Here is a 17,979-nt window from a genome sequence, read left to right on the forward strand (position 1 = left end):
AAGAATGTCAGCATTGCTGACATAATCGGGTGATGAGGCAGGCCCGGCCGAACCGGACCGCCGACGCCTGCGGGGAGAGTTCTGGAGGTTTCCCGATGGGCAGCCACTCGGCGGTCGCGTCCCTTCGACCCGTCAGCCTCGACGACAAGTACGACCTCTCCCGCGAGCAGGTTTTCGTCACCGGCACCCAGGCGGTGATCCGGATGCTGCTGATGCAGCAGGCCCGGGACCGGGCCGCCGGACTGAACACCGCGGGGTTCGTGTCGGGCTACCGGGGCTCGCCGATCGCCGGGCTCGACCAGAACCTGTTCAAGGCGCGCCCCGTCCTGGAGAAGGCGAACATCGTCTTCCAGCCCGGCCTCAACGAGGAACTCGCCGCCACCGCCATCTGGGGCGCGCAGCAGGCGGAGATGCGGGGCGAGGGGCGCTACGACGGCGTCTTCGGCCTCTGGTACGGCAAGGGGCCCGGGGTCGACCGCTCGGGCGACGTCTTCCGCCACGCCAACATGGCCGGCACCTCGCGCCACGGCGGCGTGCTGGCGCTGATGGGCGACGACCACACGGCGGAATCCTCCACGGTCGCCCACCAGTCCGAATTCCACTTCGTCGACGTGATGATGCCGATCCTGAACCCGGCCGGGGTGCAGGAGATCCTCGATTACGGCCTCTACGGCTACGCCATGAGCCGCTATTGCGGCGCCTGGATCGCCTTCAAGTGCGTGAAGGAGAACATCGAATCGACCGCCAGCGTCGATGCGCGCCTCGACCGGGTGAAGATCGTGCTCCCGGACGATTTCCTGATGCCGCCGGGCGGCCTCAACATCCGCACGCCGGACGGGATCCTCGACCAGGAGGCCCGGCTCCAGGACTTCAAGCGCGACGCGATGCTGGCCTTCGTGCGGGCCAACAACCTCAACCGCATCGTCCTGTCGGGCGGGCGCCGGCCGAAGCTCGGCGTGATCACGGTGGGCAAGTCCTACCTCGACGTGCGCCAAGCCCTCGACGATCTCGGCCTCGACGAGGTCGCGGCGAACGACATGGGGCTTCGCCTCTACAAGGTCGCCTGCCCCTGGCCGCTGTCGCAGCGCGAACTCCTCGCCTTCGCGGACGGGCTCGACCTGATCATGGTGGTCGAGGAGAAGCGCTCCCTGATCGAGGTGCAGGTCCGCGAGGAGCTCTACGGCACCGCCAACCAGCCGATCTGCGTCGGCAAGAAGGACGAGCAGGGACGCTGGCTGTTCCCCGTGAAGGGCGCGCTCGATCCGAACGACATCGCGGTCGCGCTCGGCGAGCGCCTGCTGCGCTACCACCGCAACGACGCGCTCGCGGCCCGGGTCGCGAGCCTGCGCCAGGCCCAGGAAGTGCTGGCCGCGACCACCGACGTGGCGACCCGCACGCCGCATTTCTGCGCCGGCTGCCCGCACAACACCTCGACCCGGGTGCCGGAGGGCGCGCGCGCCTATGCGGGGATCGGCTGCCACTACATGGTCCAGTGGATGGACCGCGCCACCGACGGCTTCACCCAGATGGGCGGGGAGGGCGCCAACTGGATCGGCGAATCCGCCTTCTCGACGCGCCGCCACGTCTTCCAGAATCTCGGCGACGGCACCTACAACCATTCCGGGTCGCTGGCCCTGCGCTGGGCCGTCGATACCGGCACCACCATGACCTACAAGATCCTGTTCAACGACGCGGTCGCCATGACCGGCGGCCAGCCCCACGAGGGCGGGCTCACCGTGGACAGGATCGCCGCGCAGGTGCGGGCGGAGGGCGTCGGGCGCATCGCCCTGGTGACCGATGAGCCGGACAAGTACCCGGCCGGGATGCGCTGGCCGGACGGCCTGACCATCCATCACCGGGACGACCTCGACGCGGTGCAGCGCGACCTCGCGACGGTGCCGGGCGTGTCGGTGCTGATCTACGACCAGACCTGCGCCTCCGAGAAGCGGCGGCGGCGCAAGCGCGGCCGGTTCCCCGATCCCGACAAGCGGGTGATCATCAACGACCTCGTCTGCGAGGGCTGCGGCGACTGCTCGGTGCAGTCGAACTGCGTGGCGGTGCAGCCGCTGGAGACCGAGTTCGGCCGCAAGCGCCGCATCGACCAGTCGAGCTGCAACAAGGATTTCTCCTGCCTCAACGGCTTCTGCCCGTCCTTCGTGACCGTGCACGGGGCGAAGCCGCGCAGCGGCCCGCCGGTGGCCCTGGCGGGATCGCCGGACGCGGACCTGCCCGAGCCGGCGCTGCCCGCGATCGACGGCACCTACAACATCATCGTCACGGGCGTCGGCGGGACCGGGGTGGTGACGGTGGGGGCGATCCTCGGCATGGCGGCCCATCTGGAGGGCAAGGGCCTCGGCATGATCGACATGGCGGGCCTCGCCCAGAAGGGCGGGGCGGTGTTCAGCCACGTCCGCCTCGCGCGCCACCAGGACGACATCCACGCGATCCGGGTGACGGCGGGGGCCGCCGACCTGATCCTCGGCTGCGACCTCGTGGTGACCGGCACCCGCAAGGTGCTGGCGGCGGTGCGGCCCGGGCGCACCCACGTGGTGGTCAACACGGCCGAGATCATGCCGGGCGACTTCACCCGCAAGCCCGATTTCTCGCTCCCGGCCGAGCGCATCAAGCGGGTGATCCGCGACAAGGCCGGGCCGAGCCACGCGGACCTCACCGACGCGACCGGGCTGGCGCTCGCGGCGCTCGGCAACGCGCTCGCCGCCAACATGTTCATGCTCGGCTACGCGTGGCAGCGCGGGCGCATCCCGCTGTCGCGTGAGGCGATATTGCGGGCGATCGAGCTCAACCGCGAGGCGGTGCCGATGAACCTCGCGGCCTTCGCCTGGGGGCGGCGGGCGGCCGCGGACCCGGCCGCCCTCGCCGCGCTCGCGACCGCCCCGGAGGCGGATCTCCCGGACGACCTCGACACGCTGATCGCCCGGCGCGTCGCCTTCCTGACCGCCTATCAGAGCCGCGCTTACGCCCGGCGCTACGCCCGCACCGTGGCGTCCGTGCGCGAGCGCGAGGCCGCGGTGCATCCGGGCGGCACCCCGCTCTCCGAGGCGGTGGCCCGCTCGCTGTTCAAGCTGATGGCCTACAAGGACGAGTACGAGGTCGCCCGCCTCTACACGGACGGCCATTTCGAGGCGCAGGTGCGGAGCGCCTTCGAGGGCGAGTCCCTGCGCTACGAGTTCCACCTCGCGCCGCCGCTCCTCGCCCGCACCGACCCGCGCACCGGCCGGCCGCGCAAGATGAGCTTCGGCCCCTGGATGATGCGGGCCTTCCGGGTGCTCGCCCGGATGCGGCGCCTGCGCGGCACGCCCCTCGACCCGTTCGGCTACACGCGCGAGCGCCGCGAGGAGCGGCGGCTGGTCACCGCGTTCGAAACCCTGATCGCCGAGATCCTGCGCGGCCTGACGCCGGCGAACCACGCGGTCGCGGTCGGCCTCGCCAACCTGCCCCAGAGCATCCGCGGCTTCGGGCCGGTCAAGGCGAAGAACCTCGCCAAGGCCCGGGAGGAGGAGGCGGCGCTGCTGGCGCGGTTCCGGGCGCCCGAGGTGCCGCTCGCGACGGCGGCGGAGTGAGCGGGTGACGCTCTCTCAATGTCCGACGTGCCGGCCTGACTTGGCGTTGTCGTGAAGCACAGACTATGACACCGCACAGGTGTGGATGCCACACCTGTGCGGCACACCTGTGCGGATGGATTGCCGGACGGCAGCGTCGCACGCCCTGCACGACGGGAACGAACGCGTCCTGTTCAGCCTCTGAGCCCGACAGGGCTGCGGCGTGAGGGCCGCCCGCGAGCGGCGCCGCGCGACGGGCCCGACTCCCGTCATCCGACCGTCACGCGCGCGCCCGAAAGCTCTGGCCGCCCTTCCTCCGGAGCCCTCGGCCCATGGATTTCCACCGCCGCTTCACCGTGCTGATGTGCACGCCCGCCTTCGATCCGGGCGATCTCGAAGGCGCGCGCGTCGACCAGATCGTGGCGGCGGTCGAGCAGCGGGGCTTCGAGGTGGTCCGCGCCCGCCGGGTCGAGGACGCGGCCATCGCGGTCCAGACCGACGCGGCGGTCGGCTGCCTCGTGGTCGATTGGGGCAAGCGCGGCCTCGACGGCAAGGCGGCGGCGCTGATCGACATGATGCGCCGGCGCGGCCTCGAGATGCCGATCGTCATCATGGTCCGCCGCAAGCGCCTGGAGGACATCCCGGTCGAACTCCTCGACTTCATCGACGGCTACATCTTCCTCGCCGAGGAGACGCCGGAATTCATCGCCCGCGGCCTGGTCTCGCGCGTCACCCAGTATGCCGAGACGCTGAAGACGCCGTTCTTCGGCGCCCTCGTCGACTATGCCGAGAAGGGCAACCAGCTCTGGACCTGCCCGGGCCACAATGGCGGCATCTTCTACAACCGCTCGCCGATCGGCCGCATCTTCGTCGAGCACCTCGGCGAGGCGATCTTCCGCAACGACCTCGACAATTCGGTGCTCGATCTCGGCGACCTGCTCACCCACGAGGGGCCGGCGCTCAAGGCGCAGAAGGAGGCGGCCCAGATCTTCGGGGCGGAGAAGACCTACTTCGTCCTCAACGGCACCTCGGCCTCGAACAAGATCGTGCTCTCGGCCCTCGTCGCCGAGGACGACCTCGTCCTGTTCGATCGCAACAACCACAAGGCCGCGCATCACGGGGCGCTGCTCCTCGGCGGCGGCATCCCGATCTTCCTGGAGACCGACCGCAACGCCTACGGGCTGATCGGCCCGATCGACCATGCCGCCCTCGACGAGGCGGCGATCCGCGACAAGATCCGCCGCAACCCGCTCGTCCGGGACAAGGAGGCGTAGCGCCGGGAGCGCCCGTTCCGTGCCGCGGTGATCGAGCAATGCACCTATGACGGCACGATCTACGACGCGCGCGAGATCCTGGCGAGGATCGGCCCCCTCTGCGACTACATCCTGTTCGACGAGGCCTGGGCCGGGTTCATGAAGTTCCACCCGCTCTATGCGGGCCGCTTCGCCATGGGGCTGGACGGGCTCGGCCCGGATTCCCCCGGCATCATCGCCACCCAATCGACCCACAAGCAGCTCGCGAGCTTCAGCCAAGCCTCGCAGATCCACACCAAGGACGGGCATATCCGCGGCCAGGAGCGGCGCGTCGAGCACCGGCGCCTCAACGAGAGCTTCCTGGTCCACGCCTCGACCTCGCCCTTCTACCCGCTCTTCGCCTCCCTGGATGTCGGCGCCCAGATGATGAAGGGCCGCTCCGGCATGATCCTGTGGGACGACACGATCCGGCTCGGCATCGAGTGGCGCAAGAAGGTGCGGGCGATCCGGCGGGAATTCGAGGAGAACGAGGCCGATCCGGCCCGGCGCTGGTTCTTCGATCCCTTCGTGCCCGACATGGTGCGCGGCCCGGAGGGCGCCGAGGTGCCCTGGGAGAGCCTCCCCACCGACCTCCTGGCCAGCGAGCCGCGCTACTGGGAGCTCAGCCCCGGGGCGCGCTGGCACGGCTTCACCAAAGTGGCGCCGGGCTACGCCATCACCGATCCGAACAAGCTCACGGTGCTCACCCCGGGCTTCGACCGGACGAGCGGAACCTACGCCGATCACGGCGTGCCGGCCCCGATCGTCGCGCAGTACCTGCGCGAGAACCGGATCGTGGCCGAGAAGAACGACCTGAACTCGCTGCTCTTCCTGCTGACGCCGGGCGTCGAATCGTCGAAGGCCGGCACCCTGATCTCGGGCCTCGTCGCCTTCAAGCGCCTGCACGACGACAACGCGCCGCTGGAGGAGGCCATGCCCGATTTCGTGCGGCGCCGGCCGCAGCGCTACCGCGGGGTGCGCCTGCGCGACCTCTGCGCCGAGTTCCACGCCTTCCACCGCGAGGCGAACACCGCCGCGCTCCAGCGCCTGCAATTCACCGCCGACCACATCCCCGAGATGGTGCTGCCGCCCAAGGCCGCCGCCCAGATGCTGACCCGCAACAAGGTCGATTTCGTGCCGATCGCGGAGGCGGCCGGCCGCATCGCCACCACCCTGATGCTGGTCTACCCGCCGGGCATCGCGACCCTGCTGCCGGGCGAGCGGCTCGACGGGCGGGCCAAGCCGATGCTCGACTACTTCGCCAAGTTCGAGGCCTCCGCGAACCTGTTCCCGGGCTTCGAGGCCGAGATCCAGAGCGTCTACCGGCAGGTGGAGCCGGATGGGCGGATCCGGTTCTACACCTACGTCCTGCGCGAGGATCCTGCCGAGAGGTAGGGCCGGCGCATGATCCGCCGTCGCCGCTTTCCGGCCGCCGCCCCGGCGGCGGCCCTCTCGTCCCTCCGGCCCGCGCGGTCCGCCATGGCGGCCGATCCGCTTTCATCGGCGCCGGGCGACGGCGATCTCGCGGCGCGCCTCGACCGCGCCGTGGCGGAGAAGCGCGTCTGGACCTTCACGGGGTGGTCGTGCTGCGCGGCGGCCGCACCGGGCTCGAACGATGCTTCGACGGGGAGGATCAGGTCCGCGACCGCCCTCTCGGGCAGGTGAGGTTCGGGCCGCAGACCCTGCACGACCCGTGCTCGGCCTCGAGGAGCGTCGTCGCGCTTCGCTGAGGTCTTGCCCTGGAGCGGGTCCGCTCAGCGGAGCGGCAGCGCGAGGCAGACGGCGGCCAGGATCACCGCGTAGGCGATGCGCCGGAACATCCGGTCCGAGGCGGCGCGGAAGCCCCGGCTCCCGGCCAGGAGCCCGAGCCCGTAGGGGATGAGGAGCGGCAGCGCGAGGGCGGCGCGCTCGGCCGTGAGCACGCCGCCGCCAGCGAAGACCACCCCCGAGACCAGGGTCGAGAGGCCGAAATAGGCCATCAGGTTGTGACGCACCTGGGCGGCATCCGCCGTCTGGCTGGCGAGCCAGAACACCGCGAGCGGCATCCCGCCGAGCGCCGCGAAGCCGCTCGCGAGGCCCGAGGCGCCGCCGACCGCGACCGAGAGGGCGAGGGAGGGCCGGCCGCGATAGCGCCAGCCGGTCATCAGGGCGGCGAGCGCCGCCAGGATCGCCCCCGCGGCGAGCCAGCGCGCGAGGGCCGGATCGAGGCGCGTCAGCAGCCAGACCCCCGCCGGCAGCAGCGCGCTGGCGCCGGCGAGGAGCGGCAGCACCTCCCGCCATACCGCCCGCCGCGCCGAGAGCCCGCCGAGCCACAGGGCGAAGGGCGCGTCCACCAGCCAGATCAGCCCCACGGCGGCGGCCGGGCCGATGGCGGCCGCCGCGACCGGCACGAACACCATCGCGAAGCCGAAGCCCGTGAAGCCGCGCACCAGCCCCCCGGCCAGGGCGGCGGCGAGGAGGGTCGCGAGCGTCGCCGCGTCGGGGATCAGGGCCGGCATGCCGGCACGAAGGAGGGGAGGGCCATCGCCGCAGCGGTGGCCCGCCGGTCACGCTCCGTCAAGGCGCATCGCCTATGGCGGTGAGGGGCCGACCCGGCTAAAGCCCCCACCTCCTGGCGTCGCGGCGGCTTTCGGGCGATGCTGGCCGCCCGCCGCTCGCGCCGCGAAAGGGTCCGCATGGCAACGACACCGGTCCGCATCCTCGGCATCGATCCGGGCCTGCGGCGCACGGGCTGGGGCCTGATCACCGTGACGGGGACCCGGCTCGCCTTCGAGGCCTGCGGCGTGCTCACCTCGGACGGGGACGACGCGCTGGCGCTGCGCCTGCGCGACCTGCATGACGGGCTCGTGCGCGTGGTAGCGGCCCAGCGTCCCGACGAGGTCGCGGTCGAGGAGACGTTCGTCAACAAGGACGCGCAGGCGACGCTGAAGCTCGGCCATGCCCGGGCCGTCGCCCTGCTGGTGCCGGCCCTGGCCGGCCTGCCGGTGGCGGAATACGCCGCCAACCTCGTCAAGAAGACCGTCGTGGGGGTCGGCCACGCGGAGAAGGGGCAGGTCGCCGCCATGGTGCGCTTCCTGCTGCCGAAGGCGGATCCCGCCACCGCGGACGCCGCCGACGCCCTCGCCATCGCCATCACGCACGCGCAGCACCGGGCCGCGCGGGCCCGCGAGCGGGATGCGGCGGCCCCGCGCGCGCGGGCCGTGCCGGCCCCGGCGCCTAGCGCGCGAGCACCTGCATCCCCTTGCGCACCGCCGGGCGCGCGCCGAGTGCGGCGAGCCAGCGGTGCAGGGCCGGCTTGCCCTCCAGGCTCCGGCCGAGCGGCTCCTTGAGGAAGGTCGTCGCCGCCACCATCCAGGGATAGCAGGCGATGTCGGCGATCGAGTAATCCTCGCCCGCGAGGTAGGGCACCTCGGCGAGGCGCCGCTCCATCACGCCGAGCAGGCGGTCGGCCTCGTCGGTGAAGCGCCCGATGGCGAGCGGGGCCTTCTCGGGCGCGCGCACGGCGAAGTAGCCGAGCTGGCCCAGCATCGGCCCGAGGCCGCCGACCTGCCAGTGCAGCCATTCGAGCGCCTTGAACCGCGCCGCCCCGGACGGCGCCAGGAAGCGCCCCGACGTCTCGGCGAGGTAGGTCAGGATCGCGCCGCTCTCGAAGATCGTGAGCGGCCCCTCGGGCGCGTCGTCCACGACGAGCGCCGGGATCTTGTTGTTGGGCGAGATGCGCAGGAAGTCCGGCGCGAACTGCTCGTCCTTGCCGATATCGACCGGATGCACCGTGTAGGGCAGCCCGAGTTCCTCCAGCAGGATCGGGGGTTTGCGCCCGTTCGGCGTGGTCCAGGTGTAGAGGTGGATCATCGCGGCCTCGCGCAGCTTCGGTGCCTCCAGTGTAGGGCGCCGCCTCCCGGGGCCCAGCCGGGCGCCCGCACGCCCCTCGCTGATCCGGCAACGAGCCTCACGCGATTGCTGCCCGACCGATCCGCGGCGCCCTGGCAGGTCGGCGCCGACGCGGGAACCCCTCCGGCGCGGGCGACGCGATCCGCCTCCCGAACGTCCAGGCCTCGGCCCTGAGCGCGGCGCACGTCACCTTCGCCGGCCCGCCCTCACGCCTGCCAGAACGGCTTGTCGGATTCCCGGGCCACGTCGGCCCGCGACACGCCGATATCCTTGAGCAGCCCGTCCGGGAGGTGGCGCAGGTCGCGGCGCTGCCGGTGGCGCTGCCCCCAGAGTTCGAGCCGCTCCACCAGCGTGAGGAGGCGCGGCCGGGGCGAGGACCGCCGGATGGCGGGCACGAGGCGCAGATTTTCTCGGCCTCCGACCAGGGTCGTCATGGCTGTCTCCGTCGGTTCGTCGATCTGATGCGAGGCAGCTTGCGCGCGGGGGCGCCGCGGCGCAAACCAGAAGCTCTCCGCCGCCGACCAAGGATTTCTAGGCCATGGCAGGGCGCCGACTGCCCCCCCTCAACGCCGTCCGGGCCTTCGAGGCCGCCGCCCGCCACCCCACCTTCCAGGCGGCGGGCGACGAACTCGGGGTGAGCGCCGGGGCGATCGCCCAGCAGGTCAAGGCCCTGGAGGCCTGGGCGGGCATGCCGCTGTTCCGCCGCCTGCCGAGCCGCGGCGTCGTCCCGACGCGGGCGGGCCTGCGCTTCGCCGAGGAGGCGGGCCGGCTCCTCGACGGATTCGCCGCCGCCGCGCTGGTCCTGCGGCGGCAGGGCGTCGACGGCGCGCTCACGGTCAACACCACCCATTCCTTCGCGTCGCTCTGGTTGATCCCGCGGATCGGCGCCTTTCGCGAGGCCAATCCGGACCTCGACGTGCGCATCGTCGCCAACAACCAGCTCATCGACTTCACCCGCGACGAGGCCGACGTCGCGATCCGGCACGGCAGGGGCGCCTATCCGGGCCTGCGCTGCGAACTGCTCCTGCGCGACGCGGTCTTCCCGGTCTGCAGCCCCGGCCTGCGGGACGGAAACCCGCCCCTGCGCGAGTTGCGCGACCTCGCCGCCCACACGCTCCTGCACGATGGCGATCCCGTCGACGCCGACATGATCGTCTGGCCGCAATGGCTCGCGGCGGTCGGAGCGGCGGACCTGCGGCCGAAGCGCGGGCCGACCTTCACGCACACCTTCATGGTCCTGCAGGCCGCCACCGCCGGGCAGGGCGTGGCCCTGGCCACCCGCGTGCTCGGCGGCGACCTCGTCCGTCCGGGCAGCCTCGTGCGCCCCTTCGCCGAGGAGGTGCCGAGCCCCTACGCCTTCTACATCGTCACCCCCGACGAACCCGATTCGCCCAAGGTCGCCCGGTTCCGCGCCTGGCTGCACGGGCAGGCCGCCGCCGCGCTTTCGCCGCTTTGAGGCGGGACCACTCGGGGCCGCCGAATCCCGCGAGGTGGCTCCCGAGCGTGACCATGCCGTTATCCCGCCTCGCCCGCCTCACCCTCTCCCTCGGCGCCCTCCTGGCGGCCGGCGGCGCGGCCCAGGCCCATCCGCATGTCTGGATCACCACCCGGGCGGAGGTGGTCTACGGGCCTGACGGGCGCGTCGCCGCGATCCGGCACGCCTGGACCTTCGACCCCTCCTACTCGGCCTTCGCGGTGCAGGGCCTGGGCGGAGAGGCGCCGAGCCCGGACGGCCTCGCCGCCCTCGCGCGCGAGAACACCGAGAACCTCGCCGAATCGGCCTATTTCACCAGCCTGAAGATCGACGGGCGCAAGCAGGAGTTCGACGGCCCGCAGGCCGCCGCGATGACCTTCGCGGAGGGCCGGCTGACCCTGCGCTTCACCCTGCCGCTGCGCACGCCCGCGAAGGGGCCGATCTCCCTCGACGTCTACGACCCGACCTACTTCGTCGCCTTCAGCCTCGCCGAGGGCGAGGATGCCGCCACCCTCGTGGGCGCGCCGGCCTCCTGCAAGGCCCTGGCCCACCGGCCCAAGAGCGCCGCGCCGGCCCAGATGTCGGAATCCTTCTTCTCCGCGCTCACCGACGCGGCCAATTACGGCGTGCAATTCGCGAATCGGATTACAGTGACGTGCTCGTGAGATCCGCCCCCGTCGCCCTCCCCGCCGCGCGCGGGGCGCTCCTGCGGCTGGGCCTCGCCCTCGCCGCGGCGCTGGTCGCCGCCGCCCTGCTCGCGGGGCTTGTCGCGGTGCTGGCGCCGGGCTTCGCGCCCCCGCCGCGCTCGCCCTTCGGCATGGGCTTCCGCGAGGCCGCGCCCTCGGGGGCCGGCTCGCTCGGGGCCTGGCTGCTCGCCATGCAGGCGGGGTTCTCGCGCAGTCTGCAAGCGGCGGTCGCGGGGATCCGGGCCGGGCAGGGCGGCTACGGGCCGCTCGCCGGCCTCGGCTTCGCCTATGGGGTCTTCCACGCCGCGGGTCCCGGCCACGGCAAGGCGGTGATCGCGGGCTACATCGTGGCCGGCGAGCGGGCGCTGCGGCGGGGCCTCGCCCTCAGCGCCGCGGCGGCCCTGGTCCAGGCCGCCGTCGCGATCGCGCTCGTCGGCGGCGGCGCGGCGCTGCTGCGCTGGACCGCGGCGGGGATCACCGAGGCGGGCCGCGCGGTCGAGACCGCGGGCTTCGCCTGCGTGGCCCTGCTCGGGCTCGCCGTGACCTGGCGCAAGGCGGGCGCCCTCGCGTCGCGCCTCGCGGGCGCGGCGCCGGCGCCCTGCGGGCCGGAATGCGGCCACGCGGTCCTGGCGGATGCCGGCCGGATCGAGCGGCTCGGCACCTGGCGCGAGCAGGCCGGCGTCGTCCTGGCCGCGGGGGCGCGGCCCTGCGCGGGCGCGATCCTGGTCCTGGTCTTCGCCCTCTCCCAGAAGGTGTTCGCCGCCGGGATCCTCGCGGCCCTCGCCATGGCGGCGGGCACGGCACTCACCACCGCGGCGCTCGCCGCGCTCGCGGTCTTCGCCAAGGCGGCGGCCCTGCGCCTCGCCGGGGGACGGGGAGAGATCGGGGCGCTCGCGCTCGCGGGGCTCGAACTCCTGGCCGGCGCCTTCGTCCTCGTGCTCGGCGCGGCGCTCCTGACCGGCTACGCCGCCGCGATCGTCTGACCGCCGGGCCGTCGGTTCAGACGAATTCCGGCACGCAGGTCTCGGCGGCGAGGACGAGCTTCTGCCGCTCGCGGGCGATGAAGGCGGTCGGCATGGCGGCCTGCAGCGCCTTCTCCATGTCGCGCAGCTCGGCGTCGCTGTGCTGGGGATAGAGGTGGATGATGCCGAGCCGGCCGACATTCGCCGCGCGGCACAGCTCCACGCCCTTCTCCCAGGTCGAGTGGCCCCAGCCCCGGCAGGCCGGATACTCGCCCTCGGTGAACATCCCGTCATAGACGACGAGGTCGGCGTCGCGGACGAAGTTCAGGAGGTTGCGCTCGGGCCAGGGCTCGCTGTGCTCGATGTCGCTGATGTAGCAGGCGGTCCGGCCCGCGTGGCGGAAGCGGTAGCCCGTGGCGCCCTGCGGATGCTGCAGCGGCAGGGTGGCGACCGTGCTCCCGTCCGCGAAGGTCAGGGTCTCGCCGGCCCGGAATCCGTGATGGACGAAGCGGGCGGGCAGCGCGTCGAGGGTGATCGGGAAGAGCGGGGGCGAGAACAGGCGGTTCAGGGGCGCCTCGGCGCTCTCGCCGTCGAGGTTGCCGCAATAGGTGTGGATCTCGCGGGTCCGGTCGAGCACCGCCGGCTTGAAGAAGGCGAGTCCCGTGACGTGGTCGAGGTGGAGGTGGCTGAACAGCAGGTCGATTCGCTGCGGCAGATCCGCCCCGTGATAGGCTCCGAGCGCGTTGATCCCGGTCCCCGCATCGATGACGAAGAGCCGCTCGCCGCACCGGATCTCGACGCAGGGCGTGTGGCCTCCGAACTCCACGACGTTCGGACCGGACGCGCAGACAGACCCCCGCACGCCCCAGAAGCGGAGCGTCAGGCTGTCCGACGCGAGGAGACCCATATGTTTCATGCCCTCACGATGATCCGCTTCGGCGCTGAAGAATGTGCGTCTTCGCACAGCACGACCCTCGTCGACCGGCCGCGCGGGGCTCCTGACCCGGCCTCCTGATGGAGGGCCGCGCGCGTCGACGCCCAATCGCGTCGCTGCGGAACCTCGATCACTTCCACGCGGTCACTCCATCACGAACGGGTGTCTCGTGCGCGAAGTTCCCCAGAACGTGCGGCTTGCGCAAGGGGGATAGGTCGGATGCGTCACCCGAAGGTTGAATCGGCAGGGCGGTGTTTCGCTCAGCCCGCACCACGGCATCGAAGGGTGCGTCCTCCGGCAGGCTGACCGCGTCGGGCAGGCAGACGACGAGGCCGCGCCCGGCCCGGGCGGCGCGAAGCCGCGCCAGGCCGGCCCGGATCTCGGCCGGGCTGCGGTCGTCGAGGGCGAGCCCCACCACCAGGATGTCGGGCTGGCGCACGAGGCAGCGAGCGAGATCGATCGCGCTGCGCTCGGCCGCCGTGAGGGCGGCGTCGCGGTTGCCGAGCCCGCTCTCGGCCGCGCGCGGATCGACCTTGGCCGAGAGGCCGAAGCGGTAGACCGTGCGTTCGAGGCCGCGCTCGGCCAGGACCCGCTGCATCACGGCGCGCACCCGCGTGCCGGCGCCCGCCTCCGCGCCCGCGATCCGGCCGAACAGGAGGTTCTCCTCCAGGCTCGCCGCGATCGTGACCTTGGCGGGGTCGTAGAATTCCACGCTGGCGCGCAGGTTGGCCGGCAGCAGGGCCGCGAAGGTGCGGCGCGCCGCGACCAGCCGCTCCTCGAAGGCCGCGTCGATCAGGCCGAAGCGGTGCCGGCTCTCGCTGTAGCGGAGCGCGAGGCCGATCAGCCGGGCGCGGTCCCGCTGCCCGGCCGGGCCGCGCCGCCAGCCCGTCGCCTCCGGCTGGCGGGCGACGAGATCCTCGAAGAAGCCCCGCTCGGCCGCCGGGAACAGCGAGAACGCGTCGAAGAGCGGGTGGTCGTCCGGGAGGTCGGCGAAGATCTCCACCGTCGCCCGGGCGATGGCGAGCCCCATCTCGATCATCGGCCGGGTCAGGCCCTCGGCCTCCAGCACCGCGCGGGTGAAGGGGTGCCCGGCGAGCCGCTCCTCCGCGAAGGCGCGGCCGACCGGCTCGCCGAACAGCAGGTTCTCCCCGACCGTGGCCTGGGCGTTGTAGCGGTGCGGGTCGAAGGGCTCGATCAGGTGGGCAGCCTGCTCGGACGTGAGCGCCTCGCGCAGGGCCGAGCGGGTCGCCACGATCGCCGCGGCGGTATCCGGGTCGATGCTCGGCGCGACGAGGCTCGCGAGGCCCCGCGCCCGCACCAGCGCGTCGAGCCCGGTCACGGCCAGCGCCTCCACGAGCCGCTCCTCCAGGTGGGGCGAGTGGGGAGGGGGCGCGTCCGGGTCCGGCGCCGAGCCGTCCGCGAAGGCGAGGTCGCCGTAGAGCAGGTTCTGGAGGAGGCTGCCGGCCACAAGGACGGGCTCGTCCCCCGCGAAGGCGATGCGGCGCGCCCGCTCCGAGGGGTCGAGCGCCCGCAGGTCCGTGCCTGCATAGGTCACCTGGCCGGTCGTCGGCTCGAGCTGGCCGGCGACGAGCGCGGCGAGGACACGGCCGCCGCTGCCGCGGCGCCCCAGGATCGCCACGTGTCCGGGCATCGGCAGGGTCAGGTCGAGGCCGATGAGCCGCTCGCCCGAGGCGGGATCGTAGGCCGCCGCTCCCGCGAGCACGATCGGTCCGCCGCGCGGGAAGCTCGCGGCCGGCGCGAGGCGGCGCGTGGCCTTGGCCCGCGCCTCCAGGGCGGCGACGAGGCGGCCGATCTCCCCGAAGGCGGGGAGCGCCGCCCGGCGGCGCTCGTTCTGGCGCAGCAGCAGGGCGAGCAGGCTCGCCGCGAGGGCCAGCGCCCCGAAGGCGGCCGCCAGCGCCCCGGCGGTGACGGGCGGGGCCGGTCCCGCCTCGTGCCAGAGCGCGGTGGCGAGGACGAGGGCGGGCAGCAGCACGAAGAGCGCCAGGGCGGGGGCGCGGGCGCGGGCGAGCGACGCCTCCGCCCGCGCGAGGCCGCGGCGCGCCGCCAGGGCCGCGTGGCCGAGGCGCGCCCGCTCGAAGGCGGCGGTGCCGTGCGCCCGCACCGCCGGCAGGCGCCGCACGAGGTCGGTGAGCGCCCGCTCCAGGGCGAGGCTCTCGTCGCGGCGCTTCTCGATCTGACGATTCGCCCGGATGATCAGCAGGGCCCGGGCGAGGGCCGCCGCGACGACGCTCACCGCCACGGCGGGAACGAGGCGCGGCGCGGCCGCGGCCGCCACCCCGAGGGCCAGCAGCACCGCGCCCCCGGTCAGCGCCGGGACCAGCAGGCCGACCGCCAGCAGCGCGTCCACCGCCCGCAGCCCCTCGCCGACCTGGCCGGCGAGGGCCCGCGCCTCGTCGCGGCCGGCCGGTCCCGAGCGCAGGATCGCCTCGGCGGCCCCGCGGCGCAGGCGCTCCACGGCCGCGCCCTGACCCGAGAAGCAGAGCCGGGCCGTGATCCAGCCGAGGCCGGCGAGCAGGATTCCGACCAGGGCGAGTCCGCCCACGGCCCGGAGGGTCATCGCCTCCTGGCTCATCGGCCAGCCCGGCAGGAGCGTCAGCGGGCCGCCGAGCCGCTCGGGCAGCGGCAGCACGATCCGCAGGAGCAGGAGGGGGCCGTGGCCGGGATCGGCGGCGACCAGGAGTTCGTCGACGAGGTCGCGCACGAGGGCGAGCCCGAGGGCGACCACGGGCAGGCCCGCGCCCAGCGCGACGGCGACCGCGACGGCGTGCTGGCGCGGGGCGCTGCGCCACGCGAACGCGATGGGATCCCGCTCCATCCTCGATCCTGCTCGTCCGCCACCCAGCGGGCGGACCCTGCCTGTCGGGCACCAGCGCGGCAATATCGCGGCGGGCGCGGGCCCGCGGCGGGCCCGCACCCGCAGCGGGCCCGCGCCCGCAGGCCGGCCCGCGCCCCCGGCGGCGCCTACCGAATGAGCGTCGCGTCCTGCTCGCCCGGGGAGACGAGGCGGCGCGCCCGGCTGATGGCCGGCAGGAACGGGATGGCGGCGCAGGACGCGCCCGCCGCGGCCGACAGCCGCTCGACCGCCCGCACCACGTCGGGCACCCCGGCCGCGTAGACGCAATCCGCGGGGCCCAAGGGGGGCAGGTGGGCGGGGATCGGGCCGGGACGGATATCGGGCGCCCCGGCGCGGTTCGCCGAGGCCACGAGGGTGATCTGGCCGATTCCGGTGGCCCGGAGCCACGCGAGCGCCGGGCGCATGTAGAGGTCGTCCGCGTCCCGCGCGCCGGCGACGAGGACCATCTCCCGGTCCGGTTCGAGGTAGCGGGCCGCGCGGGCGATGGCCCAGATCGGCGCGAAGCCCGTCTCGGCGGAGACCAGGACGAGCCGTCCCGTCCCGGGCCGATAGGCCGCCCCGCCGACCGGCCCGCGCAGGCGCACCCCGTGCCCCGGGCCGACCGCCCCGCCGAGCGCCGCCCCGAGCGGCCCGTCGCGGCGCAGGTGGAAGACGAGTTCGTTGAGTTCCGTGCTGCCGTCGAGGCGCTGGGTCGGGCAGAGCGGGCGGGCCGGGAAGCCCGCGAAGGCCGCCTCCATGGCCAGCCCCGGCTTCAGGTCGAGGGGACGGGAGACGGTGATCACGACCTCGCGGACGTTCTCCGACAGGGCCGCGACGCTGAGCACCGTTCCGGCCCGCTTGGCGGCGCGGAGCGCCGCGAGGGGGAGGGGGCGGGGATCGGGCGGGTGGCGCCGTCGCCGAGGCGCGGCCGGGTCCGTCCGGTCTGGGGCAGGCGCGGCACCGCGTCCTGCACCACGCCGTCATGCCCGGCGGCGACGCCCGCGGTGAGCGCGGCATCGAGGGGCGTGTCGCCGGTCGCGACGCGCACGGTCTTGCCGTTGACGACGAGCGAGCAGCGCGGTCGGGTGGACATCGGCGGCCCGGCGCGTCAGCGGCCGGCGAAGAGGAGGCGCTCGACGAGCCCGGCCCAGCGGTCACGGTCGGCCCGGACATCCTCCAGGCTCTCGCTGGCGGCCGCCTCGCCGAGCCGCGCGCGCAGTTCCGCGACCTCGGCCTGCTCGGAGCGCAGGGCCGCCTTGATGATGACGTTCTCGGCCGCGAGCCGGGAGAGTTCCTCCTCCAGGACGTCCTCGTCGGCCTCGTCCGGCGCGACGGCCGGCGCGGCCGCCGCGCGCGGCAGCGGGCGCAGGAGAAGCCGCTGCAGGCGCGACGAATCCGTCGATCCCCCCTGCCACGCGTGATCCCGTGCCGCCTCGCCCATGGCCTGTTCCCCGTCCGGTTCCGGGCCGGCATCCGATCGCACCCCGGCCACGTGCGGACGGTGCCGCGTGTATGGTTAAGGAGCGTTTAAACGCGACCTGCGCGAACTGGTCGATTGACCGCGGAGCGGCGGCAACTCAGTCTGAAGCGTGGCGATTCGGCGCCCCCGGAAGCGAGGCTGGCCTCCCCCGACGACCCTGCTTCCTCCACCCCGACACCGGCTCCCGCGGAGCTTGGAGGCCCAGATGCTGACTGGCCGGCGCGTCCTGATCGTCGAGGACGAGATGCTGATCGCGCTCGAACTGAGCGACCTTGTCACCGACGCGCAGGGCAGTCCGGTCGGCCCGGCGCGCACGAACCGAGAGGCGCTGGCGCTCCTCGACCGCGAGCCGGTCGACGTGGCGATCCTCGACCTCAACCTCGCGGACGGCGAGGCGACGCCGACGGCCGAGCGCCTGATCCGCGGCGGCATCCCGGTCCTGGTCTGCACGGGGGGCGTCCTGCCCCGGGCCATGCGGCTGATGTGGCCGGACCTGCCCGTCCACCGCAAGCCGCTGCACGGGGACCGGCTGCTGCGCGCCCTCGAGGCCCTCTGCCCGCATCAGGCCGGCGAGGCGCGGGCGCCCTGAGCGTCCCGCCCGGTCGCAGCCCGCGCGCCTCCCGTGCGGCTCTCGATCGATGGGTCCGGCGTCGTCGTCCGCCGAGACCGGCCGCCCGGATCCCGGACGGGCGATGACGGCCCTGGCCGCGTCACGCCGAACCGATCAGCAGGAACCCGTGCGACGCCGCTCCGGCGCCAATCGGACCGAGACGCCGTCGGCCGAGATCGTCCTCGGGCTCGGCGCAAGTCTGACCGGATCAGGCGGAGACCTCTCATCCGCCATCC

At 73.7% G+C, this 17,979-nt stretch carries 14 protein-coding genes and 1 pseudogene; 8 read left to right on the forward strand and 7 right to left on the reverse strand.

The genetic code is table 11. From position 1 onward, the window contains the following. The first annotated feature begins 95 nt into the window (after positions 1–95). The 3 genes and pseudogenes from QA634_RS11775 to QA634_RS11785 all read left to right on the forward strand — a co-directional run bounded on the left by QA634_RS11775 (position 96) and on the right by QA634_RS11785 (position 6,517). Positions 96–3,581 (forward strand): indolepyruvate ferredoxin oxidoreductase family protein, encoded by a 3,486-nt coding sequence (locus tag QA634_RS11775; protein ID WP_012332193.1) that lies wholly within the window; start codon positions 96–98, stop codon positions 3,579–3,581. 311 nt (positions 3,582–3,892) lie between these two features. Next, positions 3,893–6,247 (forward strand): annotated as a pseudogene (locus tag QA634_RS11780) (Orn/Lys/Arg family decarboxylase). Between the two features lie 9 nt (positions 6,248–6,256). After that, positions 6,257–6,517, forward strand: a complete 261-nt coding sequence (locus QA634_RS11785; protein WP_012332194.1) for a hypothetical protein — start codon at positions 6,257–6,259, stop codon at positions 6,515–6,517. Between the two features lie 89 nt (positions 6,518–6,606). On the opposite strand, the gene QA634_RS11790 is transcribed toward QA634_RS11785, so the two are convergent. Next, positions 6,607–7,350, reverse strand: a complete 744-nt coding sequence (locus tag QA634_RS11790) for a TSUP family transporter (RefSeq protein ID WP_012332195.1) — start codon at positions 7,348–7,350, stop codon at positions 6,607–6,609. A gap of 177 nt (positions 7,351–7,527) precedes the next feature. On the opposite strand from QA634_RS11790, the gene ruvC reads away from it, so the two are divergent. After that, a complete protein-coding gene (gene ruvC, locus QA634_RS11795; RefSeq protein ID WP_012332196.1) occupies positions 7,528–8,181 on the forward strand; it encodes a crossover junction endodeoxyribonuclease RuvC in 654 nt (217 codons plus the stop codon). Here the strand turns inward: ruvC and QA634_RS11800 are convergent. Together QA634_RS11800 and QA634_RS11805 are read right to left on the reverse strand one after the other, a co-directional pair. Then, positions 8,069–8,704: a glutathione S-transferase N-terminal domain-containing protein gene (locus QA634_RS11800; RefSeq protein WP_012332197.1), complete on the reverse strand. Its 636-nt coding sequence runs from the start codon at positions 8,702–8,704 to the stop codon at positions 8,069–8,071. The two genes, ruvC and QA634_RS11800, sit on opposite strands and share 113 nt — an antisense overlap. Before the next feature lie 245 nt (positions 8,705–8,949). Then, positions 8,950–9,177, reverse strand: coding sequence for a DUF1127 domain-containing protein (locus QA634_RS11805; protein ID WP_012332198.1), 228 nt, complete (start codon positions 9,175–9,177; stop codon positions 8,950–8,952). Positions 9,178–9,281: 104 nt separating this feature from the next. On the opposite strand from QA634_RS11805, the gene gcvA reads away from it, so the two are divergent. The 3 genes from gcvA to QA634_RS11820 are packed head-to-tail and all read left to right on the forward strand — an operon-like array spanning position 9,282 to position 11,886. Further along, positions 9,282–10,199 (forward strand): transcriptional regulator GcvA, encoded by a 918-nt coding sequence (gcvA, locus tag QA634_RS11810; RefSeq protein ID WP_012332199.1) that lies wholly within the window; start codon positions 9,282–9,284, stop codon positions 10,197–10,199. A gap of 53 nt (positions 10,200–10,252) precedes the next feature. Continuing rightward, on the forward strand, positions 10,253–10,882 hold the full coding sequence (locus tag QA634_RS11815; RefSeq protein WP_012332200.1) for a DUF1007 family protein: 630 nt from the start codon (positions 10,253–10,255) through the stop codon (positions 10,880–10,882). After that, complete coding sequence (locus tag QA634_RS11820) at positions 10,873–11,886, forward strand: nickel/cobalt transporter (RefSeq protein ID WP_012332201.1); 1,014 nt, start codon at positions 10,873–10,875, stop codon at positions 11,884–11,886. The genes QA634_RS11815 and QA634_RS11820 overlap by 10 nt, the downstream gene beginning before the upstream one ends. A 16-nt stretch (positions 11,887–11,902) precedes the next feature. Here the strand turns inward: QA634_RS11820 and QA634_RS11825 are convergent, their stop codons facing one another. From QA634_RS11825 to QA634_RS11840, 4 genes are all read right to left on the reverse strand, one after another. Next, positions 11,903–12,772, reverse strand: coding sequence for an MBL fold metallo-hydrolase (locus QA634_RS11825; RefSeq protein WP_012332202.1), 870 nt, complete (start codon positions 12,770–12,772; stop codon positions 11,903–11,905). 157 nt (positions 12,773–12,929) lie between these two features. Continuing rightward, on the reverse strand, positions 12,930–15,635 hold the full coding sequence (locus QA634_RS11830) for an ATP-binding cassette domain-containing protein (protein ID WP_012332203.1): 2,706 nt from the start codon (positions 15,633–15,635) through the stop codon (positions 12,930–12,932). A gap of 146 nt (positions 15,636–15,781) precedes the next feature. Then, positions 15,782–16,498 carry an oxidoreductase gene (locus tag QA634_RS11835; protein WP_283027496.1) on the reverse strand — a complete coding sequence of 239 codons (717 nt, stop codon included), beginning with the start codon at positions 16,496–16,498 and terminating at the stop codon, positions 15,782–15,784. A 263-nt stretch (positions 16,499–16,761) separates the two neighbouring features. Then, a complete protein-coding gene (locus QA634_RS11840) occupies positions 16,762–17,094 on the reverse strand; it encodes a hypothetical protein (protein ID WP_012332205.1) in 333 nt (110 codons plus the stop codon). A gap of 244 nt (positions 17,095–17,338) precedes the next feature. On the opposite strand from QA634_RS11840, the gene QA634_RS11845 reads away from it, so the two are divergent. Then, positions 17,339–17,722 (forward strand): response regulator, encoded by a 384-nt coding sequence (locus QA634_RS11845; protein WP_012332206.1) that lies wholly within the window; start codon positions 17,339–17,341, stop codon positions 17,720–17,722. Positions 17,723–17,979 lie beyond the last annotated feature (257 nt).

It is taken from the genome of Methylobacterium sp. CB376 (genome assembly GCF_029714205.1).
GTDB lineage: Bacteria > Pseudomonadota > Alphaproteobacteria > Rhizobiales > Beijerinckiaceae > Methylobacterium.

Coding starts and splice junctions, on each gene's coding strand:
- QA634_RS11775 (WP_012332193.1), top strand. CDS start 96: ATGGGCAGCCACTCGGCGGTCGCGTCCCTTCGACCCGTCAGCCTCGAC.
- QA634_RS11785 (WP_012332194.1), top strand. CDS start 6,257: ATGATCCGCCGTCGCCGCTTTCCGGCCGCCGCCCCGGCGGCGGCCCTC.
- QA634_RS11790 (WP_012332195.1), bottom strand. CDS start 7,350: ATGCCGGCCCTGATCCCCGACGCGGCGACGCTCGCGACCCTCCTCGCC.
- ruvC (WP_012332196.1), top strand. CDS start 7,528: ATGGCAACGACACCGGTCCGCATCCTCGGCATCGATCCGGGCCTGCGG.
- QA634_RS11800 (WP_012332197.1), bottom strand. CDS start 8,704: ATGATCCACCTCTACACCTGGACCACGCCGAACGGGCGCAAACCCCCG.
- QA634_RS11805 (WP_012332198.1), bottom strand. CDS start 9,177: ATGACGACCCTGGTCGGAGGCCGAGAAAATCTGCGCCTCGTGCCCGCC.
- gcvA (WP_012332199.1), top strand. CDS start 9,282: ATGGCAGGGCGCCGACTGCCCCCCCTCAACGCCGTCCGGGCCTTCGAG.
- QA634_RS11815 (WP_012332200.1), top strand. CDS start 10,253: ATGCCGTTATCCCGCCTCGCCCGCCTCACCCTCTCCCTCGGCGCCCTC.
- QA634_RS11825 (WP_012332202.1), bottom strand. CDS start 12,772: ATGGGTCTCCTCGCGTCGGACAGCCTGACGCTCCGCTTCTGGGGCGTG.
- QA634_RS11830 (WP_012332203.1), bottom strand. CDS start 15,635: ATGGAGCGGGATCCCATCGCGTTCGCGTGGCGCAGCGCCCCGCGCCAG.
- QA634_RS11840 (WP_012332205.1), bottom strand. CDS start 17,094: ATGGGCGAGGCGGCACGGGATCACGCGTGGCAGGGGGGATCGACGGAT.
- QA634_RS11845 (WP_012332206.1), top strand. CDS start 17,339: ATGCTGACTGGCCGGCGCGTCCTGATCGTCGAGGACGAGATGCTGATC.